Source organism: Limnohabitans sp. Rim8, assembly GCF_945901735.1.
Classification (GTDB): domain Bacteria; phylum Pseudomonadota; class Gammaproteobacteria; order Burkholderiales; family Burkholderiaceae_C; genus Limnohabitans_A.
In genome coordinates this window covers 14,301-36,643 of record NZ_CAMDLM010000022.1, presented here as the reverse complement: position 1 = coordinate 36,643, position 22,343 = coordinate 14,301, and the positions used below count along the sequence as shown (strand labels likewise).

The 22,343-nt window shown below is 57.3% G+C and carries 21 protein-coding genes, 1 tRNA gene and 1 pseudogene; 13 read left to right on the top strand and 10 right to left on the bottom strand.

Going from position 1 to position 22,343, the window contains the following annotated elements; genetic code table 11:
• Positions 1 to 65: 65 nt before the first annotated feature.
• Positions 66 to 1,391 carry a glutamate carboxypeptidase gene (locus Q0O99_RS11765; protein WP_293751702.1) on the bottom strand — a complete coding sequence of 442 codons (1,326 nt, stop codon included), beginning with the start codon at positions 1,389 to 1,391 and terminating at the stop codon, positions 66 to 68.
• Between the two features lie 171 nt (positions 1,392 to 1,562).
• Here Q0O99_RS11765 and Q0O99_RS11760 point away from each other — a divergent pair, with 171 nt between their 5' ends.
• From Q0O99_RS11760 to Q0O99_RS11725, 8 genes and pseudogenes are all read left to right on the top strand, one after another.
• On the top strand, positions 1,563 to 2,528 hold the full coding sequence (locus tag Q0O99_RS11760; protein ID WP_293751700.1) for a Gfo/Idh/MocA family oxidoreductase: 966 nt from the start codon (positions 1,563 to 1,565) through the stop codon (positions 2,526 to 2,528).
• A gap of 237 nt (positions 2,529 to 2,765) precedes the next feature.
• A complete protein-coding gene (locus Q0O99_RS11755; protein WP_293751698.1) occupies positions 2,766 to 3,698 on the top strand; it encodes a Rossmann-like and DUF2520 domain-containing protein in 933 nt (310 codons plus the stop codon).
• Complete coding sequence (locus Q0O99_RS11750) at positions 3,695 to 4,894, top strand: alpha-hydroxy acid oxidase (protein WP_293751696.1); 1,200 nt, start codon at positions 3,695 to 3,697, stop codon at positions 4,892 to 4,894. The genes Q0O99_RS11755 and Q0O99_RS11750 overlap by 4 nt, the downstream gene beginning before the upstream one ends.
• Before the next feature lie 54 nt (positions 4,895 to 4,948).
• Positions 4,949 to 6,046 carry a TRAP transporter substrate-binding protein gene (locus tag Q0O99_RS11745; protein ID WP_293751694.1) on the top strand — a complete coding sequence of 366 codons (1,098 nt, stop codon included), beginning with the start codon at positions 4,949 to 4,951 and terminating at the stop codon, positions 6,044 to 6,046.
• A 718-nt stretch (positions 6,047 to 6,764) separates the two neighbouring features.
• Positions 6,765 to 7,814 carry a hypothetical protein gene (locus Q0O99_RS11740; protein ID WP_293751692.1) on the top strand — a complete coding sequence of 350 codons (1,050 nt, stop codon included), beginning with the start codon at positions 6,765 to 6,767 and terminating at the stop codon, positions 7,812 to 7,814.
• 169 nt (positions 7,815 to 7,983) lie between these two features.
• Positions 7,984 to 8,166, top strand: a pseudogene (locus tag Q0O99_RS11735) (IS3 family transposase); the annotation flags it as partial.
• Between the two features lie 112 nt (positions 8,167 to 8,278).
• Complete coding sequence (locus Q0O99_RS11730; protein WP_293751690.1) at positions 8,279 to 9,085, top strand: hypothetical protein; 807 nt, start codon at positions 8,279 to 8,281, stop codon at positions 9,083 to 9,085.
• Positions 9,086 to 9,598: 513 nt separating this feature from the next.
• Complete coding sequence (locus Q0O99_RS11725) at positions 9,599 to 10,120, top strand: site-specific integrase (protein ID WP_293751688.1); 522 nt, start codon at positions 9,599 to 9,601, stop codon at positions 10,118 to 10,120.
• Between the two features lie 249 nt (positions 10,121 to 10,369).
• Here the strand turns inward: Q0O99_RS11725 and Q0O99_RS11720 are convergent, their stop codons facing one another.
• From Q0O99_RS11720 to ureA, 9 genes are all read right to left on the bottom strand, one after another.
• Positions 10,370 to 10,957 (bottom strand): carbonic anhydrase, encoded by a 588-nt coding sequence (locus Q0O99_RS11720; protein WP_293751686.1) that lies wholly within the window; start codon positions 10,955 to 10,957, stop codon positions 10,370 to 10,372.
• A 598-nt stretch (positions 10,958 to 11,555) separates the two neighbouring features.
• Positions 11,556 to 11,643 (bottom strand) — tRNA-Ser (locus tag Q0O99_RS11715).
• Positions 11,644 to 11,675: 32 nt separating this feature from the next.
• Positions 11,676 to 12,341 carry an urease accessory protein UreG gene (gene ureG, locus Q0O99_RS11710; RefSeq protein WP_293751685.1) on the bottom strand — a complete coding sequence of 222 codons (666 nt, stop codon included), beginning with the start codon at positions 12,339 to 12,341 and terminating at the stop codon, positions 11,676 to 11,678.
• Positions 12,338 to 13,165, bottom strand: coding sequence for an urease accessory protein UreF (locus tag Q0O99_RS11705; protein WP_293751683.1), 828 nt, complete (start codon positions 13,163 to 13,165; stop codon positions 12,338 to 12,340). Before Q0O99_RS11705 ends, ureG begins: the two co-directional genes overlap by 4 nt.
• Positions 13,080 to 13,610, bottom strand: a complete 531-nt coding sequence (gene ureE / locus Q0O99_RS11700) for an urease accessory protein UreE (protein ID WP_293751739.1) — start codon at positions 13,608 to 13,610, stop codon at positions 13,080 to 13,082. The genes Q0O99_RS11705 and ureE overlap by 86 nt, the downstream gene beginning before the upstream one ends.
• 15 nt (positions 13,611 to 13,625) lie before the next feature.
• The gene (ureC, locus tag Q0O99_RS11695) at positions 13,626 to 15,368 is read right to left on the bottom strand and encodes an urease subunit alpha (protein WP_293751681.1); all 1,743 of its coding nucleotides are present in this window, start codon (positions 15,366 to 15,368) and stop codon (positions 13,626 to 13,628) included.
• A gap of 1 nt (position 15,369) precedes the next feature.
• Positions 15,370 to 15,699: an urease subunit beta gene (locus Q0O99_RS11690; protein WP_293751679.1), complete on the bottom strand. Its 330-nt coding sequence runs from the start codon at positions 15,697 to 15,699 to the stop codon at positions 15,370 to 15,372.
• 9 nt (positions 15,700 to 15,708) lie between these two features.
• Positions 15,709 to 15,888, bottom strand: a complete 180-nt coding sequence (locus Q0O99_RS11685) for a hypothetical protein (protein WP_293751677.1) — start codon at positions 15,886 to 15,888, stop codon at positions 15,709 to 15,711.
• 17 nt (positions 15,889 to 15,905) lie between these two features.
• Positions 15,906 to 16,208 (bottom strand): urease subunit gamma, encoded by a 303-nt coding sequence (gene ureA / locus Q0O99_RS11680; RefSeq protein WP_293751675.1) that lies wholly within the window; start codon positions 16,206 to 16,208, stop codon positions 15,906 to 15,908.
• 207 nt (positions 16,209 to 16,415) lie between these two features.
• Here ureA and urtA point away from each other — a divergent pair, with 207 nt between their 5' ends.
• From urtA to urtE, 5 genes are all read left to right on the top strand, one after another.
• Entirely contained in the window at positions 16,416 to 17,693 is a 1,278-nt protein-coding gene (gene urtA, locus Q0O99_RS11675) for an urea ABC transporter substrate-binding protein (protein WP_293751737.1), read from the top strand.
• A 121-nt stretch (positions 17,694 to 17,814) separates the two neighbouring features.
• Positions 17,815 to 19,398 (top strand): urea ABC transporter permease subunit UrtB, encoded by a 1,584-nt coding sequence (gene urtB, locus Q0O99_RS11670; protein WP_293751735.1) that lies wholly within the window; start codon positions 17,815 to 17,817, stop codon positions 19,396 to 19,398.
• 14 nt (positions 19,399 to 19,412) lie between these two features.
• Positions 19,413 to 20,576, top strand: a complete 1,164-nt coding sequence (gene urtC, locus Q0O99_RS11665; RefSeq protein ID WP_293751673.1) for an urea ABC transporter permease subunit UrtC — start codon at positions 19,413 to 19,415, stop codon at positions 20,574 to 20,576.
• A complete protein-coding gene (gene urtD / locus Q0O99_RS11660; RefSeq protein ID WP_293751671.1) occupies positions 20,573 to 21,448 on the top strand; it encodes an urea ABC transporter ATP-binding protein UrtD in 876 nt (291 codons plus the stop codon). Before urtC ends, urtD begins: the two co-directional genes overlap by 4 nt.
• 151 nt (positions 21,449 to 21,599) lie before the next feature.
• Complete coding sequence (gene urtE, locus Q0O99_RS11655; RefSeq protein ID WP_293751669.1) at positions 21,600 to 22,304, top strand: urea ABC transporter ATP-binding subunit UrtE; 705 nt, start codon at positions 21,600 to 21,602, stop codon at positions 22,302 to 22,304.
• Positions 22,305 to 22,343: the final 39 nt, after the last annotated feature.

The following is a 22,343-nucleotide window of genomic DNA, read 5'->3' as shown; positions in this document are numbered from 1 at the left end:
TTTTAAAAAAAGAGCGCCGAATTTGCAGGCGCATGGGTTGTCAGCTCAATCCTGCGGGCGCAGGATCACCATTTGACTTTGCCGCTGCCGACATCCATCACCATGCGGGTGGACAAATACAGCCGTGGCGCGATCGAGTCGATGAAGATGTACTCGTCGTCGTTCGAGTGGGCTCCAAAGCCCCGCAGTCCAAAACTCTCCAACACGCCGCCTTTGGGGCGCAAGCCGGCAAAAGCCGCATCTGTGCCCCCGCCAGTGGCACGCTCTTGCACCAGCAGGTTTTGGCCAATTTCCTGAAAAATCCCCAAGGCGTGCTGTGCCATGACCCGAGAGGCCTGTGTGGCTTCAAAGGCCGGACGGCTTCGGTAAAAGCTCAAATCAATTTGGGTGTCAGGGATCAGCTTGTCCTTGATGGCTTCTTTTAGGCTGGCCTCCATCAAGTCAAGGTCTTTGTTGGACAGCGATCGCACATCGGCAATGGCGCTGGCTGAAGCCGGAATAACATTGCGGACATCGCCACCGCGGGCCACGGTCCAGTTGATCTTGAGCCCCTTGGCCGGGTCGCCAAAATTGCGGGTCTTGAGCATCTGGTGTGCCAATTCATACACAGCATTGCGCCCGCCTTCGGGGTTGGCCCCGGCGTGGGAGGCTTTGCCGGTGATTTTCATTTCCACAATGGCAATGCTGCTGGTGGCCAGGCGCACCATGTCTTTGTCCACGCCACCACCTTCAAAGGACATCACCGCATCGTATTCCTCGCCCAATCGCACCAACAGGGCGCTGGAGCCCGCCGAGCCCACTTCTTCGTCGCCGTTGATGGCCACGGCCAGCTCGGCGTAATCGTCAAAACCCAAATCCTGCAGCATTTGAACGGTGTGCAAAATCAAGGCCACACCCCCTTTGTCGTCCGAAATGGCCAAGCCATAAGCCCGGTTGCCATCGATGCGGAAGGGCTGTTTGGCCACCATGCCTTTCAAATAGACGGTGTCCATGTGGGCGATCAACAGCACTTTCTTTTGGCCCTTGCCTTTTTTGGTGCCCATCACCACCGAACCCAGCTTTGCCCCTTTGAGTTGGGGGTGGAAGTCTGGGGCCTGGGTGGGAATGGTTTTGACCTCCATGCCCAGTTGTTGCAGGCGTTGCCCAATCAACTGGCTGATTTTTTCAAGGCCTTCCAGATCTCGGCTGCCCGATTCGATGGAGACCAGGGTTTTGAGGGTGTCCAACAAGGCCGGCGTCTGGGTTTGGGCCATCGTTTGAACACGGGCCTTGACAGGGTCGGTTGGGGTCTGCGCCCAAGCCGGCATCAGTGCCACGGCGCAGCAGCCTGCGGCCAGCAGCAGCTTGGCTGCCGGGCGAATTGAATGTCGAACCCAATGCGAAAACACCATGACGAACTCCTCTTTGAAGGATCAATCTTGTCATTTAACGTCTTTGAATCAAGCCAGTCAGCAGCCTTCGCGACACCGATGGGCCAGGCAGCCCGGCCTTGCAAGGGCGATGTGAAGGCGGGCCTGATGCCGCCAAGGCCTTGTTAAGCTTGTCACCCACAGGAGAAAAATATGACTCACAAATTGGCGATCATTGGTCTGGGCATTATGGGGCGGCGCATGCTGGACAACGCGCTGCGCCACGCCGCTTTCGAGGTCTGCAGTGTGTGGGATCCGTCGTCCGATTCTGTGGCCAAAACGCGCGCCATGCTGCCCGATGCACCGGTGGCTGTAAGCGCCGAGGCGGCCATGCAGGGAGCTGATGTGGTGTACCTGGCTTGCCCGCCAGGCCCGCGCAAAACCTATGCCTTGCAGGCCGCCGCGGCCGGGCAGGGCGTGTTCATGGAAAAACCCTTGGGGACTGACAACGCCCAAAGCCGAGATCTGGTGGCCCAGCTGGCCCGAAGCCGATTGCCCGGTGTGGTCAATTTCACGCAAGCGGCGTCGCGGGGATTTGAAGAGCTGAACCGAGCCATCCAAGCCGGTGAAGCCGGTGAGCTGCTGGGCATCGACATCGTGGTCAATTACCCCGCCTGGCCCCGTGCTTGGCAAAAAGATGCAGACTGGCTGCGCCTGCGCGAGGAGGGCGGCTACACCCGTGAAGTGATCTCGCATTTCCTGTTCTTGGCCGGTCGATTTCTGGGGCCGCTGACTTTGCAGCAGGCCTTGCCACGTTACCCGCAAGACCCCACTTTGTGTGAGCTGGACATGCTGGCCCGCTTGACCACCGCCGATGGGAGGCCCGTCACGGTCATGGCCACCACCGGTGGCCAACAGCCCGACCGGCAAGAAGTGACGGTGCGTGGCAGCCGCCTGAACCACCAGTTTCGTGAATTTTTTCAACTGTGGCGCTCAGACGGCGGACCCTGGGTGGAGGCCGTGGATTGGCGCACCGAAGACCCGCGCACCAGCGCACTGCAGCGGCAATTGAGCGAAGTGGACTTGTGGTTGCGCGGCAAGCCCCACAAACTGGCCACGGCCGAGGAGGCATTGGCGGTGCAGGAGCTGGTGGAGGCCATGTTGCAGGGCAAAACCTGAAGGGCCTGGCTGGGGTTTGGCGCGGATCCAACTTGATGCGCAAGCCCAAAGAACCCCGTCAATGACAAATTTTGAGGCGTACCCCGTGTTGCTGCCCTGAGAAACGGTCGAAATGACCAAGCAAATGGCTCTTTTGGTTTTTTGCGGATGCGGACTTACCCTGTGAGGCCGTGGATGTGATTGACTGCTTTTGCACGTCATGGCTATTATGAAAATCCAACTCGTTACAAAAATCAAATGGTTGCACTTTCGGTTTCAGCCAATCCAAGCCAAGCACAAACGCCCACGGCACTGCGCCTGAACGTGCTCGGTTGTGGCCGGGTGGGCACCACTTTGGCGGCTTTGTGGCAACGCGCGGGTTTGTGCCAAGTGCAGCAGTTTTACTCCCGCAGCGTGCCGTCGGCCATGAGGGCGGCGCAGTTTGTGGGTGCGGGTGCGGTGGTGACCCAGATGGCCGAGCTGCAAGCGGCCGATGTGTGGATGCTCAGCGTGCCCGACAGCCAAGTCGAGGCCGTGGCTCAAGCGTTAGCCACTTTGCCCTTGCCCTCGCCTTCACAGGCTTTGCCTCAGACCCGCCCTCAGCCGCCAACTGTTTTTCATTGCAGTGGCTTTTTGTCCAGCGTCAGCTTGGCTGCGCTCGCGACGCAGGGCTGGCAGGTGGCCAGCGCCCATCCCGTCTTCAACTTTGCCGACCCTGCCCAGTGTTTGGACCAATTCGCAGGCACGCCCTGCGGCTTGGAGGGTGATGCCGCGGCCACCGCTTTGCTGCATTCTTTGTTGACGGGCGTGGGCGGCAGCTGTTTCCCGGTGGACGCACAGGCCAAACCGCTGTACCACGCGGCGGCAGTTTTTTCCAGCAACTTCATGGCGGTGTTGCAGGCCGTGGCCAGAGAAGCCTGGCATGCCGCTGGTGTGCCCGAGGCCTTGATCCCCGACATGCACCGCTCATTGCTGCAGGGCAGTGTTCAAAATTTGCTGACCTTGGGACCGGCCAAGGCCATCACAGGACCTGCCGCACGGGGCGACAGCGCGGTGGTGTCGGCGCAAGCCGAGCGGGTCATGCAGTGGCACCCTGAAGCGGCTGAGCTGTACCAAATGATGAGTGTGTTGGCGCGCCGACTGGCCACGACGGGGGCTACGACCCCAGCGACCCAGGTGCTGACGCCATGAGCTCACCCAACCCGGTTCTGAATGCTGGCTTGAACGCCCACTTGAAAAGGGCCATCAACATCGCAGATTTGCGCCGTATGGCCCAAAAGCGCTTGCCCAAAGCGGTGTTCGAGTTCATTGACGGCGGGGCAGAGGACGAGATCACCTTGCGCGAAAACCGCGCCGCTTTTGAGCGCACCTTGCTGCGGCCTCGGATACTCAACGACGTCAGCCAACCCGACATGCAAACACCTTGGCATGGCCGAACCGCCCAAGCCCCCATCGTGATCGCACCCATGGGTTCGTGCATGTTGGCGTGGCCCCAGGCCGACATCGCCATTGCCAAAGCGGCCGCCGCTTTGGGCTTGCCCTACACCTTGTCGACCATGGCCACCACCAGCATCGAGGCCATGGCCGACGCCGTGCAGGGCGATTTGTGGTTCCAGCTCTACGTTTTGAAAGACCATGCCTTCAATGACCAACTGGTCCAACGCGCACAGGCTGCAGGCTACGGCACCTTGGTGGTCACGCTCGACCTGCAAGCAGGCGGCAAGCGGGAGCGTGATTTGCGCAACGGCATCACCGTGCCTTTGCGGCTCAATGTGCGGCAAGTGCTCAGTGGCCTGGCGCATCCGGCCTGGGCTTGGCAAATGTTGCAGAGCGGCTCGCCCCAGTTTGAAAACGTCAAAGGCTACATGGGCCAACAGTCGGCCAACCTGACGATAGCGGCCAAGGTCGGCCAAAGCTTGGACCCGGCCTACGAGTGGGACGATCTGGCCCGACTGCGCGATCGCTGGAAAGGGCAACTGATGGTCAAAGGCGTGGCCCACCCCGATGACGCTTGGCGCTTGGCCCAAATGGGGGTGGACACTTTGTGGTTGTCCAATCATGGCGGGCGACAGTTGGACGGCGCGGCCGCGTCCCTTGACACCCTGCCTGCCATCGCCCGTCGGCTGGGGGGCAAGATGCCCTTGCTGCTCGATTCTGGTGTGCGTAGGGGGGTGGACATCCTCAAAGCCCATACCTTGGGCGCAAAAGCCGTGGCGGTGGGCCGTGCCGTGCTGTACGGTGCCGCAGCAGGCGGTGAAGCCGGTGCCAGACACGCCTTGCAAATTTTGATCGATGAATTGCGCCTGTCCATGAAACTGTCCGGTCTGGCGCGCTGGGGCGATGCCGCTGATGGGTTGGCCCCGCACACCTCAACGGCCTCGCCTTAGGCCAACCCGGTTCCCCCGTTGTCATTCCAATTCACTTACTACAAGGAGACCTTCATGGAACGCAGAAAATTTTTAGCCACCAGCAGCGCCGTCACCGGAATTGCTGCCAGTATGGCCGCACCGGCATTGGCCCAAACGGGCACCCGACCCGAAATTCGATGGCGAATCGCCTCCAGCTACCCGCGCTCACTGGGCACCATTTACGGCGCCATGGAGCTGATGGCCAAACGCGTGGGCGAGTTGACCGACGGTCGCTTTCGCATCACGGTGCACCCAGCGGGTGAACTGGCTCCAGCCCTTCAGGTGCTCGACGCGGTGCAAAGCGGCGCGGTGGAAGGCGGCCACACCGCGAGTTATTTCTACATCGGCAAAGACCCCGCTTTTGGCTTTGGCACCGCCATGCCCTTTGGCATGAATGCACGCGCCCAAAATTCGTGGCTGTACGACGGCGGCGGTTTGGCTGCTCTGAACGACTTTTACAAAGACCACGGGGTGACCAGTTTGCCGGTCGGCAACACAGGCGCGCAAATGGCCGGTTGGTACCGCAAAGAAATCAAAACAGCGGCCGACCTCAAAGGCTTGAAATTCAGAGTAGGCGGCTTGGCCGGCATGGTGCTGTCCAAGCTGGGCGTGGTGCCCCAGCAACTGGGTGCGGGCGACATTTACACCGCGCTTGAAAAAGGCGTGATCGACGCGGCCGAATTTGTGGGCCCTTACGACGACGAAAAACTTGGCCTCAACAAAGTGGCCAAGTTCTATTATTTCCCCGGCTGGTGGGAAGGTTGCGCCACCCTGACCTTGTTTCTGAACCCCAAAGCCCTGGACGCCTTGCCCGCCGACTACAAGGCAGCGATTCAAGTCGCCTGCGCCGAAGCCAACCAGTGGTCGACCGCCAAGTACGACAACTCGAACCCCGCTGCTCTGCGCCGATTGGTGGCCGGTGGCGCTGTGCTGCGCTCCTTCCCAAGGCCGATCATGCAAGCTTGCTACAAAGCCGCTGAAGAGCTCTACGACGAGATGGCTGCGAAAAGCCCAGCCTTCACCAAGCTGTATGTGCCGTGGAAAAAGTTCCGCGACGAGCAACTGTTCTGGTCGCAGTTCTGCGAGTCGCCTTTTGACAATTTCATGGACAGCACCATCAAGCGGGGTTGAACCGCGCTGGCGCGTGTGGCTTTTGCCTCCTGGCGATGGCCCCAATGGCCGCAGACCCCAGAGCAAGTCTGCGGTTTTTTTTGGGGGATTGCTTGTGGGCGTTGGACAGCCGAGACACAAAGAAAAATTGCCCAAGCGCTTCATTTGATTTGGTCATGGGTGGAAGTAGCCCATGTCTTTCGGCCCCATATGGCTTGGTCAGCCCGTTGTCGCTTTGGGCTGCGCTGCCAGCTTTGATTTCCAGGATGATTGGTTGCCCGCAGGGTGAGACGATCACGAAGACGTGTTCGCCAAAGCTTTGCTGCTCGCCGTGCATGCCTGACCAACACAGCTTGTAAGACCCATCAAAGCGGTCGTCAAGGTCTTGCGCCAAAATCTACGAGCCCAACGTAGCGCCCTGATCGTCGCAGCAGCCAAGAACAAAACGTTCAAGGAATGTGCTGAAGCCTATATGTTTTTTAATTAAAAAATACAAAGAAAACGGGCGGTTGATTAAACACACCTGCGGCACTGGGTCACGGGGTCAAGACCAGTTGGGCTATGTCAGTCCAAAGCAGTTTGAGAAAAGTTGGCACGCGGCACAGCCATTGAAAGCCTCACAAATCAACGGTGAAGAGGTACGTCCAACAGGAGAAATTTCAGTTTGACTGAATAATCTTACAGAGTTTGGATTAACATTTGACACAGGTCAATCCGTCAGAAATTACCGCGTAGCAACTTGAAAAAGAAGCCTGAAAATTTCGGGCTTCCGATCCTGACATACAAAGGGAATATTATGCTTTATGCTAATAATTACCGTGGAACGATGCCCGTCGAACTGTACGTTAAACTTCAAAACACGTTCCCTCAGACCGATGGCGAGTCCGATTTAAATTGGCTTAATCGCGTGAAAGGCCACCCGATGTTGGCCCAGAAGATGTTCGGGACCCCGGAATTCAAAACCGAACTCATGCAAGCCGTGCACCGGCGAGCGATGGCACAGGCCGGCGCAAGGAGAGTGGGTTATCACACAGCTGGGCCTCAGCTGATCGGGATTACGAAGGCCAACTCGTTTTTTGTCAAAAACGACATTGCTGAGTTGTACCAAGCCGAGTTCATGGTGGGAGACCAGTACAAGTATGCAAAAGAGGCTTATGAGCAGTTAATGGAGCAATTCGACGCGTATACACCAGTGAATGGCAGCATTTTCTGGAACGGGATCAACGAACTTGCTTTGGCCAAGCTGGTCGATCAATGGAACACCGCCTTGGGTGCCGAGATCTTTGGACAGCTGGAGGCGACCACTGCCGCCCGCTATGTCAACAAGAAATTTGAGTGGGAGGACGGCCCATTCAAGACGTATTTCACCGAAGTGTCCGACCGGCTCGGGCAATCGGCACGAGGGCATGTCACATCGGTCGTAAGGTGCGGCCTCCGCCATAACTCTATTTTCACTCTGACGGAATTGCCGCGCATGCTTGAATCTATGGAGGCTCAGATCAAAAATAGACAGACCCCGGATGTCACCGATATCACCATCGTCGTCATCGAACCAAAGCATTTGGAACACAGGTCTGTCGCAGCATTTACCAACAATGAAATCTCGATGATTCCCATTGTTCGCCCTGTAATAGATCGTATCAACGGACGCAACGACTGCACCATCGACAATCGCGTCGCCCTCAGCGCCCGCGTACGGGAATACTGGACGTTGCGGGGGCACAAGCAACCGAGTGCTGCCGCGACTAAGATCGCCAATGATTTCGCGCAACTCATCAAGTGGCCTTGATTTCAACGGTGGCTTTTCTAAACAAGTAAACGGTGTCAGTCGGGGTCAGGCCCTCTTGATTTGCCCTCAACGCGCGGCCAGTTTGTAGGAGCTTGCCTGGAAGCGATTGACTGGGGTGGCCCAACGCATGATCGCCAGCAGGCTGGCTCCTACTGAACGTCCGCGTTATGGGTTTTTTGGGAGGATGAAGACTGAGATGTTCTATCCACGCGACTGGCAGGGCATCACCCTTGAGCAGTTCATCCAGAGCGTTGACGTCTACATTCGCTGGTACAACGAGAAACGAATCAAAGTGTCATTGGGGTCACTCAGTCCCATCCAATACCGGAAAAGCTTGGAATTTACAGCATAAACCAGTCCAAGAATTTAGCTGCACCCCCAGGTGGTCAATATTGGATCGGCGTCAACAGTTCAGGCAGAGGAAGAAAAGTTAATGTACTTTGGTTTTTCTCTATCCAAGTCATTTGGAAATTTCTGTGTTTAAAAATATTGCCATGTTTGCCCGTTATGCAGTTCATCTTTGTTGTGTTCTATGTTGCACTGCCTTTGCAGGGCCTGGTCTAGTTGATCGCGGTTTTGATCCTGATAGTTCTTTGTATTCAAGCTCTGACTTTGATATTATTGGAACAGGTTTAATCCGAATTATTTTTGTGCTTGTAATTTGGATCGCCTCTGGATCTTTTATTGCTTTGATATTTGAAAAATTATCAGGTGAACGCCATGGTCTCCGGGGGCTGGCAACCTTAATAATTATTTTATATGGGATTGCCTTATTAATTTTATTATTTTTCAATCGCAAGTTAATTTTTTTGATGGGAATTCCTGTTATCGGATTACTGTGGTTTTTAAATTCATATCTTTCTAAGAATATAAAAAATATACCTGAAAAATACACGGAGAAATCCGAAGCAGTTACGGTAAAGAAAATTCCCCCCATCGTCGTAAAGTCTAATCTTTCTTCTCCGACGCAAATAGGAGTTTTTGAAAAGTCGGACAGGGCTGTACATGGAAGAAGCACGTTTGAATCTACTCATCATGAACCGGCCTCCCTGGGCAGCATAATTAATTTACACAATAATAAAATACAAGCAATTAGCCCCGCTAATAAAACAGAAGTCCTGATAATTTTATGTCAAACACTTGTGCGATTAAAGCAACATAAATTATCAATTTCTAGCATTAATTTTAAAGATTTTTCCAAAGAATATTCGAATCATTATTTAAATACTGCTGAAGATTTGGAATCTTTGACGGAATATGAAAATTGGTGATTTGATAATGTAACAGGTACTATTACTGATACGCGATCTGGGAAGCGATATTCGAGATCGATTATTAAGGTTTTTCAAAATGGGTATTTAAATAGCGATGAAATTTGGGTGCGAAAGTCAGACGTATTTCACACCTCATAGTCGCTGTAGCGGATGGCATATTGATACCAGTTCTCCAAACCAGCATCGGGTACAAAAAGTCCAGAATGAACAACGTTCGTCCGAATCACGGTGCAAGGGTAGCCGGATGGAACCAAACGTTAAAAGTGGGTGGTCGGGGTAATGTGGGGGGCCTTCCAGCCAGAAATGACAAGGGGACGAGGGTCCCTTTGGCGCTTGTCATACAAGCGCACCGCTAAACCCTGAAAGACGCCACTGGTTGGTTAGCCGACTGGCTAGGCATGGCGCAATCGACTGCTACCACTGCTAAAAGCCAACATTGTTTTGATGGTATGTGGTTGGGTATGTAAATCCAAATAACGTTCGTAAATTATTGATTTATATGGGTATTTTGTGGAAGCGGTGTTGTCGACAAAAGCCTTGCTCCTGTGTGTTCTGACAGCAACCAAAACCAGCGAGACGATTGAAGCGAACTGGTCAGAGTTCGACTTTGACAAAGGAATCTGGACGATCCCCAAAGAGCGAATGAAAAAGGGTCGTGAGCACACAGTGCCCTTGTCAGATCAGGCGATTGAAGTTCTGAAATCAATCAACCGAGTTGAAGGGTCGCCCTGGGTGTTCGACAGTCGAGGTAAAGGCAAGCCTATATCGAACATGGCAATGAGCAACTGCTTGAAGGGCACATTAGGCTTCAAGGAATACACCGTTCACGGCTTTCGCTCATCTTTCCGTGACTGGGCAGGAGAGACAACAACCCATAGCCGTGAAGTCATCGAACAATCGCTGGCCCACTCGCTGGCTGACCAGACCGAAGCCGCCTATCCGCGTGGCGACTATTTGGAAAAGTGTCGGGCGCTGATGGCCGATTGGGCGGGGTATTGTTTAAAATTTTTTATTGTGGCCAAAACTTTGTAGAGCACGGTCAAGTTGCCGCAATCGTTGACAAGCATTCGAAAAATTCAGTCGAAGTCACCGGTACTTTACATGGCGGTTTGGCAGCGATTGAAAAGGTTTTTGATTTCGTTGTCCACTCACGCCGTCAAATAATAAGCTGATTTGAACCGTATCGGCGTGGGTAAAAGTACACAAGCGCTCAAAGTTATAACCTACATAAACACTAAAAGCGCCCTAGGGCGCTATCAGTGTTTAACAAATAGCGGTTGCTCAGGCAAACTGCTCAATCTTTCCGTCGAGCGACATAAGTCTGAGTTCGACGCCCAAATTAGGGTGTTTTTCTTTTAGCTGCTTGCGGAATTCCATCAATGCCTCCTTATGCGTAACGGTTTCCACAGCAGCGTTGGCAACCTTGGCATCACCGTAAGCAATCTTGGCAGCACCGCAGTCACGATGATTCACCACTACAACTTTCTTGATGTTATGCAACTGCACAGACGCCCCTAGGTTCTCCCAAAAGGTCTTGTGCCATTCCTTGAAGGCCGGTGCCACTACACCGATGGACGCACCGGCAATAGTAAACGCGCTGTACTTACCGCTCATACCTTCGCTAGCCTGCTGCTTGTTCACCAAATCCTGAAAGCGCGGATCAATACACGAAAGCACCATGGCTTCGTAATTGCCAGATGCCGCCACAGCAGAGCCGGTAGCCAACATGCCTACACTCGTGAACAACACAGAGCCGCCCACGGCTTGCAGGAAACTACGACGACTTTGGGCTGAAAGCGAGGTGTCGCAACATGTGGCAATATAGCGATTGCTCTGTATATTTTGAGTAAAAGTAAAAGCTTTGTTCATTTTTTGTCTTTTGATTTGAGTTATCGTAATTTAAAAACGAGTTGAAAACGAAAAATGTATCATAAACCTCTGATATGGTAACTGGGCATTTTCATACCGCGGTCTAGTAGGAACCCTTATTAAATCAAAGGCCTTTAAGCGTCGTGTTTCTGGACGCTCAGATGTTGGCTCAGTTTCCGTCGTAGTGAATCCTACGGGCTTTCTCAAACTTGTTTTTACTCAGTGAAGAAGAAAGATCAATCCTTGGAGAGCCTACCCGTATAAATGGTGGAACTTTGGCGCGTTGGCATTACTCAAATGGAGCATTCGTAGGTTTCTTTAGGGACAAGGTCCAAGAATGGGAAGAGCCAAGGTGACTCAGAAGCAAAAGTGATCTCACAAGCGTCGAAGTCACACTCAGCGCCAGCACAAGTTACATGCTCTGGCACATGTATAGAGGAGGGCGATTGCCCTGGAAATCGGTGTGTCCCAGCGACATTGTCCAGAGATGTCGCGGTGAGACGGGTGAAGTCCAGCACATTGGTGTGACTTGGAGTGTGACTCAGCGAAGGCGAAAAAGAAAAAACCCTAAGTAAATCAATCACTTAGGGTTGTGTCCTGGCGGAAGCGGTGAGATTCGAACTCACGGACCTTTTCAAGTCGCCGGTTTTCAAGACCGGTGCAATCGACCACTCTGCCACGCTTCCTTGGGTGCAGATTGTAGCGATTAAAAAGCCGCTCAGGCGCTGCCCAGCATGCCCCGTTTTTCAATGAAGGCCACCACCTCGGCCAGGCCATCCAGGGTTTTCAGGTTGGTCATCACCCAGGGGCGGGTTTCGCGGTTGGGACGCATGCGGTTGGTGTCGTCGCGCATCACTTGCAAATCGGCCCCCACATGCGGGGCCAGGTCGGTCTTGTTGATGACAAACAAATCGCTCTTGGTGATGCCGGGGCCGCCTTTGCGCGGGATCTTTTCGCCGGCGGCCACGTCGATCACGTAAATCGTCAGGTCGGAGAGTTCCGGGCTGAAGGTGGCGGCCAGGTTGTCGCCGCCGCTTTCAATGAAAACCACGTCGGCATTCGGAAATTTTTCCAGCATGCGGTCAATCGCCTCGAGGTTGATCGACGCGTCCTCGCGAATGGCCGTGTGCGGGCAGCCGCCGGTTTCCACACCCATGATGCGCTCGGCGGGCAGCGCGCCGCTCACCGTCAGCAAGCGCTGGTCTTCCTTGGTGTAAATGTCGTTGGTGATGGCGATCAGGTCCCAGCGCTCACGCATGTTTTTGCAAAGCATCTCCAGCAATGTGGTTTTGCCGGAGCCCACAGGCCCGCCGATGCCCACACGCAGGGGGGGCAGTTTTTGGGTGCGGTTCGGGATGTGGTGCAGTGCCGACGAGGTGTTCATGATCTGAAGATCCGGGAGTATTGGGTTTCGTGGCGGGCCGACAAGATGGCCAGCATGGGGCTGAAAGCCTGTCGGTTTTCGTCGTTCAAATGCATGGCGGTGTGCACCGCCACCGGGATTTCTCGGGCCAGGCGCGCCAGCAAGCGTTGCCCGGCGCTTTGGCCTAATGGCACGGCTTTGAGCGCGGCCTGGGTCATGTTTTCGGCCCAGCCAAAGGCGACCGCTTGCAGGGATTGGTCCAGCGGGGCTTGCGCCAGAGACAAGGCCAGCGCCATGGCCAGCGGGTAGGTGGGGGGCAACTGCGCGCAGCATTGCAGTTGTGCGTCGCTGGCTTGTTGCAGGTTGCGCAGCCAGTCAAGCAGGGAGCGGCCCATTTGCTCGGCTTGCAGACGCATTTCGGCGGTTTCGCGGGTGCTCATCACCCAGTCGTTCAGGTCTTGCAGGCGCGGTGTGTCCATGGCTTGCCAAGCCGGTATGGCTTGCGCCATGACCGCCATGTCGCCACGCGACTGCGTCAGGTGCAGCTGGTCCACCAGCCAATCGGTGGCGCTGGCTTCATTGTGCACCAGGCCTTGCTCGATGGCGGATTCGAGGCCTTCGGAATACGAGAAGCCGCCAATGGGCAACGCAGGCGATGCGAGCCAGATCAGTTGCAGCAGGCGGGTTGTGGGAGCGGTCTCTGACCGCGATGCATCATTAAAGGGCCGATCGCGGTCGGAGACCGCTCCTACTGGCGGGTCAATGGGCATGGTCGTGATCGTGGTGGTGCCCATGTGCGTGCCCGGCATGACCACCATGGCCGCCGTGGTCGCCGTGGTCCCCATAGGCACCACTTTCGGGCTCAAAGGGCTCCGACACCGCCAGCACCGTCATGTGCATGGCCCGCAGCATGTCGGCCAGCACATGGTCGGGTTCGATCTTCAGGTGGTCGGGTTGCAGCTCAATCGGCACATGGCGGTTGCCCAGGTGGTAGGCGGCGCGTGTCAGGTCAAAGGGCGAGCCGTGCTCAGTGCAAGCGGTGATGCGCAGCACGGCCTGCGGTGCGGCCTCTACCCGCACCAACGAGCCGTCTTCGGCCACCAGCACATCGCCGCCGCGCACCACAGCGCCGCGGGGCAAAAAGATGCCCAACAAGCGGCCTTGGCTGTCGGTGGCGTCAAAGCGGCTTTTTTGTCGCGTGTCCCAGTCCAGGGTGAGGGTGCTGGCGCGTTGCACCAACACACGGGCCAGGCCACGGCCTTGCGGCATGAGTTTGGAACAAATGAGCAGAGTGGACATGGGCGTTCAGAACAAAAAGTAGCGTTGCGTCATGGGCAGGCTGGTGGCGGGCTCGCAAACCAGCAACTGCCCGTCGGCACGCACCGCATAGGTTTGTGCATCGACTTCCATGTGGGGCAGGTAGGCATTGTGGACCATGTTTTGCTTGCGCACGCCACGGATGTTGTGCGCCACGGACAAGGGTTTTTGCAGGCCAAAACGCTCGCCAATGCCCGCTTTCAATCCTGCGTTGGAAACGAAGGTCAAGGCACCGCGTGTGAGCGCGCCGCCAAAGCTGCCAAACATGGGGCGGTAATGCACCGGCTGGGGCGTGGGGATGGAGGCATTGGGGTCGCCCATGGCCGCCAGGGCGATGAAGCCGCCCTTGAGCACCAGGGCCGGTTTGACGCCAAAGAAGGCCGGTTTCCAGATCACCAGGTCGGCCCATTTGCCCACTTCGATGCTGCCCACATCGTGGCTGATGCCGTGTGCAATCGCGGGGTTGATGGTGTATTTGGCGATGTAGCGCTTGACACGGGCGTTGTCATGGCGGCTGGTGTCGCCGGGCAGGCTGCCGCGCTGCTGCTTCATTTTGTGTGCGGTCTGCCAGGTGCGCAGGATGACTTCGCCCACCCGGCCCATGGCTTGGCTGTCGCTGCTCATCATGCTGATGGCGCCCAGGTCGTGCAGGATGTCTTCGGCTGCAATGGTTTCTTTGCGGATGCGGCTTTCGGCAAAGGCCAGGTCTTCGGCGATGCTGGCATCCAGGTGGTGGCAGACCATCAGCATGTCCACATGCTCGTCCAGTGTGTTGTGCGTGAAGGGCATGGTCGGGTTGGTCGAGCTGGGCAAAAAGTTCGCTTGGCCCACCACCTTCAGGATGTCGGGCGCGTGACCGCCGCCTGCGCCTTCCGTGTGAAAGGCGCAAAGCCCGCGCCCCCGCGTGGCTTCGATGGTGTTTTCCACATAACCTGATTCGTTGAGCGTGTCCGAATGCAGCGCCACCTGGATGTCGGCCTCGTCGGCCACGTCCAGGCAATTGCTGATGGCCGATGGGGTGCTGCCCCAGTCTTCGTGCAGCTTCAGGCCGATCACGCCCGCGTTGATTTGCTCGTGCAAGGCGGCAGGCAGGCTGGCGTTGCCCTTGCCAAAAAAGCCAAGGTTCATGGGAAAGGCGTCGGCCGCTTGCAACATGCGCTCGATGTTGAAGGGGCCGGGTGTGCAGGTGGTGGCAAAGGTGCCGGTGGCGGGGCCCGTGCCGCCGCCCATCATGGTGGTCACGCCGCTGGCCAGGGCCTCGTCAATTTGCTGGGGGCAGATGAAGTGGATGTGGCAGTCGATGCCGCCCGCGGTCACGATCAGGCCCTCGCAGCTGATGATCTCGGTGCCGGGGCCAATCACGATGTCCACCCCCGGCTGTGTGTCGGGGTTACCTGCTTTGCCGATCGCCGCGATGCGGTTGCCACGCAGGCCGATATCGGCTTTGACGATGCCCCAGTGGTCGATGATCAGCGCATTGGTCAGCACGCAGTCCATCGCGCCGGGTGCTTGAGGGCCCATTCCGTGGGCGGAGTTCGTCCGCTGTGATTGCGCCATACCGTCGCGGATGGTTTTGCCGCCGCCAAATTTGACCTCTTCGCCGTAGCTGCCCGCCAGCTGCGTGAAGTCTTTTTCCATCTCGATGATCAGTGCCGTGTCGGCCAGGCGCACGCGGTCGCCCACGGTGGGGCCAAAGGTTTCGGCATAAGCGCGTTTGTCGATGTGGGCCATGTCAGTTGCCTTTGGCTGTGTTGGCGTCGAGTGCGCCTTGGGTCAGACCCCGAAACCCGTACACCACACGACCGCCCGCATAGTCCACCAGTTCCACGGTGCGCTGTTGGCCGGGTTCAAAGCGCACCGCCATGCCCGAGGCGATGTTCAGGCGCATGCCCTGCGCGGCGTTGCGGTCAAAGCGCAAGCCTGCGTTGGTCTCGGCAAAGTGGTAATGCGAGCCCACTTGGATGGGGCGGTCGCTGGCGTTTTGCACCACCAGGGTGCAAGTGCGGCGGCCCACGTTCAAGGCGTGTTGGCCGGGGTCGATCAGAAATTCACCGGGAATCATGCGGCCCCCTTATTTGCGACGGCCTATGGCCCAAACGGCCAAAGCCAGTGCGATGACGACGGCAAAACCCAGGGCGTCCGTGGCGTGCCAGTGGCTGCCCCACAGGCCGTGTCCTTCGTGCGCCCAGACGGGGGCGTGCAGGTAGGCCAGCGCCCAGGCGGTGGTGGCAGAGGGTGCAAAGGTTTTCATTTCGGGGCGCTCTTGGTTCAAACAATGGGTTGGTGCACGGTCACCAATTTGGTGCCATCCGGAAAAGTGGCTTCGATCTGGATGTCGGGGATCATCTCGGCAATGCCATCCATCACGTCTGCACGCGTCAGCACGGTGCGGCCTTCGCTCATCAGCTGGGCCACGGTCTTGCCATCTCGCGCGCCCTCCATGACAGCGGCGCTGATCAGGGCGATGGCCTCAGGGTAGTTGAGCTTCAGGCCTCGGGCCTTGCGGCGTTCGGCCAGCAGGCCTGCGGTGAAGATCAGCAGCTTGTCTTTTTCGCGGGGGGTGAGTTCCATATTGGTGCGTGATGAACGTCTTGGTGCATTGAATGGCTTAAATCAAGCAAATTGTGTGCCCTTTATAGAGGCCCGAAAAAATGCCCCGGAAAACACAGGTTTTTGGGTCGGACTCTGGGGTTGGCATGGCGATTGCAAAGGGTTGAACAGCGCTGTTGAACGGTGCGTGTTTGTACAACTTACCTACCTGATTGGAGTGAACTCATGATGAACCGACGTGGCAACCTCAAAGCCCTCGCGACCGCAGCCGCCATCGCGGCTGGCAGTTTGACTTTTGCACACCAAGCCCAAGCGCAAGCGGGCAACACCATCAAGGTGGGCGTGCTGCACAGCCTGTCGGGCACCATGGCCATCTCAGAGACCGTGCTCAAAGACACCGTGCTCATGGCCATTGACGAAATCAATGCCAAGGGCGGTGTGTTGGGCAAAAAACTCGAGCCCGTGATCGTGGACCCGGCCTCCAACTGGCCTTTGTTTGCTGAAAAAACCAAGCAACTGCTCGGCCAAGACAAGGTCTCGGTGATCTTCGGTTGCTGGACTTCGGTGTCACGCAAATCGGTGTTGCCCGTCGTCGAAGAAATGAATGGCTTGCTGTTCTACCCCGTGCAGTACGAGGGTGAAGAACTGTCCAAAAACGTCTTTTACACCGGCGCTGCGCCCAACCAGCAAGCGATTCCGGCAGTGGACTACCTGATGAGCAAAGAAGGTGGCGGCGCCAAGCGCTGGGTCTTGCTGGGCACCGACTATGTGTACCCCCGCACCACCAACAAAATCTTGCGCGCTTACCTCAAAAGCAAGGGCGTGAAAGACAGCGACATCGACGAGAAATACACCCCGTTTGGCCACTCAGATTACCAAACCATCGTGGCCGATGTGAAGAAGTTCTCGGCGGGTGGCAAGACCGCTGTGGTGTCCACCATCAACGGTGACTCCAACGTGCCTTTCTACAAAGAACTGGGCAACGCAGGCCTGAAGGCCAAAGACGTGCCTGTGGTGGCTTTCTCGGTGGGTGAAGAAGAGCTGCGCGGCGTGGACACCAAGCCATTGGTGGGTCACCTGGCGGCATGGAACTACTTCATGTCCATCAAGAACCCTGCCAACGACGAGTTCACCAAAAAGTGGGGGGCTTATGCCAAGGCCAAAAACATCGCCGGTCACAAAGACAAGCCGCTCACCAACGACCCGATGGAAGCCACTTACATCGGCATCAACATGTGGAAGCAAGCGGTTGAAAAAGCCAAGTCGACTGACACCGACAAAGTGATTGCCGCCATGGCGGGCCAGACCTTCAAGGCGCCGAGCGGCATCACCAGCAAGATGGATGAGAAAAACCACCACCTGCACAAGTCGGTCTTCATCGGCGAGATCAAGGCCGACGGCCAGTTCAATGTGGTCTGGAAGACACCCGGCCCGGTCAAGGCCAAGCCTTGGAGCCCCTACATCCCGGGCAACGACAAGAAGCCTGATGAGCCTGCCAAGAAGTGACAGTTTGAAAGTGTGAATGCTTGTCGGAGCTGAAGCCCCGACCTACACAGTCTTTGTGCAGGTCGGCGGCTTTGGCCCCGACATGGACGGTGGCCAGTGGCCAGACCGGGAAATGAGCAAGATGAAAAGATGGATGTTGAAAGCGGCGTTGATGGCCAGCGCCTTGTGGGGGCTGTCCTTCGCGCATGCCCTGACGATGGACCAAGCCAAGAGGATGGCTGTGGGCGAGAGCGATGCCCGCGTGGAGGCCATCTCCCAAGCGGTGGCCCAAGGCAGCGAAAAAACCGCGGCCTATTTGCAAGCACTGGCCGATGACGTGGTCAAGTTGGCGGGCGATCGTGTGATGGTGGTGCGCAACGGGCAAGGCTTTGACCCCGTCACCGGACAAGCGGTTACTGTGCCCCCAGACGCCGACGAGGTGATGCTGAACAACCGCCTGCGCGGCGAAATCGACACGGCCCTGGCGGCCCTGAAGTTGTTCAGCCCCGATGTGAAGCTGCGCAGGCAAGCGGCCTTGTTGCTGCTCAAAGAACCCGATGCCAGTCGCCAGCCTTTGCTTGAGAAAGCTTTGGCGGCTGAAAAAGACCCCACGGTGCAAAGCCTGGTGCGCCAAGCTCGCGCAGCGGCCCAGCTGACCAGCGAGGCTGCGAACGACCGAATGTTGGCTGCCCGCGAGTTGGCGGACAGCAAGCAACCCGAGACCCTGTTGCTGCTGAACCAACAGCTGTCCCAAGAGCAAGACCCTGCGGTCCAAAAACAAATCCAGTCCGCTTTGGCCAAAGTGGAGGACAGCCTGCGCTGGGGCGAGCGCTTGGGGGCCATGTTCACCGGACTCAGCTTGGGATCGATCTTGCTGTTGGTGGCGTTGGGCTTGGCCATCACCTATGGCCTGATGGGTGTGATCAACATGGCGCATGGCGAGTTGATGATGATCGGCGCTTATGCCACCTATGTGGTGCAGGCGCTGTTTCGCGAGCACTTGCCGGGCGTGTTTGATGCTTACCTGCTGGTCGCGATGCCGGTGGCCTTTCTCACAGCGGCCTTGGTGGGTGCGGTGATGGAGCGTGCGGTGCTGCAGCATTTGTATGGCCGCCCGCTCGAGACCCTGCTGGCCACCTGGGGCATCAGCTTGGTGCTGATGCAAGGCGTGCGCAGCCTGTTTGGCGCGCAAAACGTGGGCGTGGAAAACCCATCCTGGATGAGCGGCTCGCTGCAGCTGCTGCCCAATTTGCAGTTGCCCTGGAACCGGTTGCTGATCATTGTGTTTGCGTTGGCCGTGTTGGTCGGGGTGGCGCTCTTGATTGGCAAAACCCGGCTGGGTTTGTTTGTGCGCGGCGTCACGCAAAACCGCCCCATGGCCTCGTGCATGGGCGTGAACACGGCGCGCATCGACACCTATGCCTTTGCACTGGGTTCGGGCATCGCAGGCCTGGCAGGTTGTGCGCTCAGTCAGGTGGGCAATGTGGGGCCGGATCTGGGCCAAAGCTACATCGTGGACGCGTTCATGGTGGTGGTGCTGGGCGGTGTGGGTCAGCTGGCAGGCACGGTGTACGCCGCTCTGGGCCTGGGCCTGGTCAACAAGTTGCTGGAAGGCTGGACGGGCGCGGTGCTCGCCAAGATTGCCGTGCTGGTGTTCATCATCATCTTCATCCAGAAGCGCCCGCAAGGCATCTTCGCGATGAAGGGGCGCAGCGCTGAAGCGTGAAGAGGACCCTGAACATGAAAAAGTTGGAACTCCCCACCCCCGCTCCTTTGATGGACCGCCCAGCCTGGTCGGCGTTTTTGCTGGCGCTCATTGTGGTCGGTGTGCTGGCCCCGATTCTCAACTTGTGGGTGCCAGAGAGCAGCGTTTTCCATTGGAGCGACTACGCCATCGCCTTGACGGGCAAGATCATGTGCTACGCCATCTGCGCGCTGGCCATGGACTTGATCTGGGGCTACACCGGTATTTTGTCGCTGGGGCACGGCTTGTTTTTTGCCTTGGGTGGCTATGTCATGGGCATGTACCTGATGCGCCAGATTGGCCAAGACGGCAATTACAAAAGCGACTTGCCCGACTTCATGGTGTTTCTGGATTGGAAAGAGCTGCCCTGGCACTGGATGCTGTCAGACAGCTTTGGGGCCACGCTTGCGCTGGTGGTGCTGGTCCCCGGTGTGATCGCTTTTGTGTTTGGCTACTTTGCCTTTCGCTCGCGCATCAAGGGTGTGTATTTTTCCATCATCACCCAGGCCCTGACCTATGCGGCCATGCTCTTGTTTTTCCGGAACGAAACCGGGCTGGGTGGCAACAACGGGTTCACCGATTTCAAGCGCATCCTCGACTTGCCCATCGCCACCCCCGGCATGCGCATGACGCTGTTTGTCATCACCGGCTTGACCTTGTTGGGCTTTTATCTGTTCTCGCGCTGGCTGGTGGGCAGCAAGTACGGCCGCGTGTTGATGGCGATTCGCGATGCCGAAACCCGGGTCATGTTCTCGGGCTATTCGCCGCTGCCCTACAAGCTGAGCATTTGGGTGATCTCGGCCGTGATGTGCGGCATTGCCGGGGCTTTGTACGTGCCGCAAGTGGGCATCATCAACCCCGGCGAGATGAGCGCGGCCAACTCGATCGAGATCGCGGTGTGGGCGGCGGTGGGCGGGCGCGGCACCTTGATCGGCCCCATCGTGGGGGCGTTTTTGGTGAACGGGGCCAAAAGCTGGCTGACGGTGAGCGCGCCAGAATTTTGGCTGTACTTTTTGGGCGCGCTGTTCATTGGCGTGACTTTGTACATGCCGCAGGGCGTGGTGGGCCTGGTGCGCAAACTCTGGCGCCAACGCGGCACAGCGCAGACACCCACAGACCATGCGCAAGACCTTGCGGCCAAGAAAGGCGGTGCCGCATGACGCCCGATCTGCTGCAAAAAGGCGCTGAACGCGTGGCCCGCTTGGCCCAACAACGGGTTGAAACCACAGAGTCCGGTGGCCGCAGCGCGGGCTATGGCCGCGTGGTGCAAGACGCCAGCCAAGTCGATGTGACGCATGGCCGCATCTTGTATCTGGAAGACGTGAGCGTGAGCTTTGACGGCTTCAAGGCCATCAACCAGTTGTCGCTCGACATCGCGCCTGGCGAGCTGCGCTGCATCATCGGCCCGAACGGCGCGGGCAAGACCACGATGATGGACATCATCACCGGCAAAACCCGTCCAGACGCAGGCCGTGTCTTCTTTGGCAGCACCATCGACTTGCTGCGCTACAACGAGCCCGAGATCGCGCAATTGGGCATCGGCCGCAAGTTCCAAAAACCCACGGTCTATGAACATCTGAGCGTGTTTGAAAACCTCGAGCTGGCTTTGAAAACTCCCAAGGGCGTGAAAGCCTCGATGTTCTTCAAGCTCGACTCTCGCCAAAGCGATCGCCTGGCCGACGTGCTGCACACCATCCACCTGGCCGACAGCGTTCGGGTGCAGGCGGGCACGCTCAGCCATGGCCAAAAGCAGTGGCTCGAGATCGGCATGCTGCTCATGCAAGATCCTCAGTTGCTGTTGCTCGATGAACCGGTGGCGGGCATGACCGACTTTGAGACCGAGCGCACGGCTGAGCTCTTCTTGTCGCTCAAAGGCAAGCACTCGCTGATGGTGGTGGAGCACGACATGGGTTTCATCCGCACCATCTCGGACATCGTCACCGTGCTGTGCGACGGCGCAGTGTTGGCCCAAGGCACGCTGGACCAAGTGCAAGCCGATGAGCGGGTGATTGAGGTCTATTTGGGGCGTTGAAGGGCCGTGTGCTCTTGTCAATGAAATGAGCGATGCGACTTTGAACTTGATGTCACTGCGAGGAGCGAAGCGACGCGGCAGTCCATGGATCGCTTCGTGCCTCGCGATGACGGTCAGTGCGCCATTCAATTGAAGGTTTGTAGAGGTTCCAATGCTAGAAGTCAACAACATTCATCAGTACTACGGCGGCTCGCACATCCTGCGCGATGTGAGCCTGAGCGCTCAGCAAGCTCAGGTTACGGTGCTCTTGGGCCGCAACGGCGTTGGCAAGACGACCTTGTTGAAATCACTCATGGGCCTGGTGCCCATCCAAAGCGGCAGCGTGGTGTTGGACGGCAAAGACATCGCCAATGCCAAACCCTACGAACGTGCTGCAGCCGGGATCGGCTATGTGCCGCAAGGCCGCGAGATTTTTGCGCGCCTCACGGTCGAAGACAACTTGCGGATGGGCCTGGCCACACAGCCAGGAGGCACGCCGATCCCGCCAGAGTTGTTCGAGCTGTTCCCTGTCCTGAAGCAGATGCTGCACCGCCGGGGGGGTGACTTGTCAGGCGGTCAGCAACAACAGCTGGCCATTGCCCGTGCCTTGGCTGCCAAGCCGCGTTTGCTGATCCTGGACGAGCCCACCGAGGGCATTCAACCCAGCATCATCAAAGACATCGGCCGCGTGATCCGCCAGCTGGCCGATGTGGGCCTGCAAGGCCAGCGCATGGCGGTGTTGTTGTGCGAGCAGTACTACGACTTTGCCGAAGAACTGGCCGACCAGTATCTGGTGATGGAGCGGGGTGAAGTGATCGCGCGCGGCCCGGGCGGCGAGATGAAGGCCAAGAACATTCAACAGTTGGTGGCGATTTGACCCCTCTGCTGGTCATCCGCTCGGCAATCCAAGTCTTCG

Coding starts and splice junctions, on each gene's coding strand:
- Q0O99_RS11765 (WP_293751702.1), bottom strand. CDS start 1,391: ATGGTGTTTTCGCATTGGGTTCGACATTCAATTCGCCCGGCAGCCAAG.
- Q0O99_RS11760 (WP_293751700.1), top strand. CDS start 1,563: ATGACTCACAAATTGGCGATCATTGGTCTGGGCATTATGGGGCGGCGC.
- Q0O99_RS11755 (WP_293751698.1), top strand. CDS start 2,766: ATGGTTGCACTTTCGGTTTCAGCCAATCCAAGCCAAGCACAAACGCCC.
- Q0O99_RS11750 (WP_293751696.1), top strand. CDS start 3,695: ATGAGCTCACCCAACCCGGTTCTGAATGCTGGCTTGAACGCCCACTTG.
- Q0O99_RS11745 (WP_293751694.1), top strand. CDS start 4,949: ATGGAACGCAGAAAATTTTTAGCCACCAGCAGCGCCGTCACCGGAATT.
- Q0O99_RS11720 (WP_293751686.1), bottom strand. CDS start 10,957: ATGAACAAAGCTTTTACTTTTACTCAAAATATACAGAGCAATCGCTAT.
- ureG (WP_293751685.1), bottom strand. CDS start 12,341: ATGAACACCTCGTCGGCACTGCACCACATCCCGAACCGCACCCAAAAA.
- Q0O99_RS11705 (WP_293751683.1), bottom strand. CDS start 13,165: ATGGGGACCACGGCGACCACGGCGGCCATGGTGGTCATGCCGGGCACG.
- ureC (WP_293751681.1), bottom strand. CDS start 15,368: ATGGCCCACATCGACAAACGCGCTTATGCCGAAACCTTTGGCCCCACC.
- Q0O99_RS11690 (WP_293751679.1), bottom strand. CDS start 15,699: ATGATTCCCGGTGAATTTCTGATCGACCCCGGCCAACACGCCTTGAAC.
- Q0O99_RS11685 (WP_293751677.1), bottom strand. CDS start 15,888: ATGAAAACCTTTGCACCCTCTGCCACCACCGCCTGGGCGCTGGCCTAC.
- ureA (WP_293751675.1), bottom strand. CDS start 16,208: ATGGAACTCACCCCCCGCGAAAAAGACAAGCTGCTGATCTTCACCGCA.
- urtA (WP_293751737.1), top strand. CDS start 16,416: ATGAACCGACGTGGCAACCTCAAAGCCCTCGCGACCGCAGCCGCCATC.
- urtB (WP_293751735.1), top strand. CDS start 17,815: ATGAAAAGATGGATGTTGAAAGCGGCGTTGATGGCCAGCGCCTTGTGG.
- urtC (WP_293751673.1), top strand. CDS start 19,413: ATGAAAAAGTTGGAACTCCCCACCCCCGCTCCTTTGATGGACCGCCCA.
- urtD (WP_293751671.1), top strand. CDS start 20,573: ATGACGCCCGATCTGCTGCAAAAAGGCGCTGAACGCGTGGCCCGCTTG.
- urtE (WP_293751669.1), top strand. CDS start 21,600: ATGCTAGAAGTCAACAACATTCATCAGTACTACGGCGGCTCGCACATC.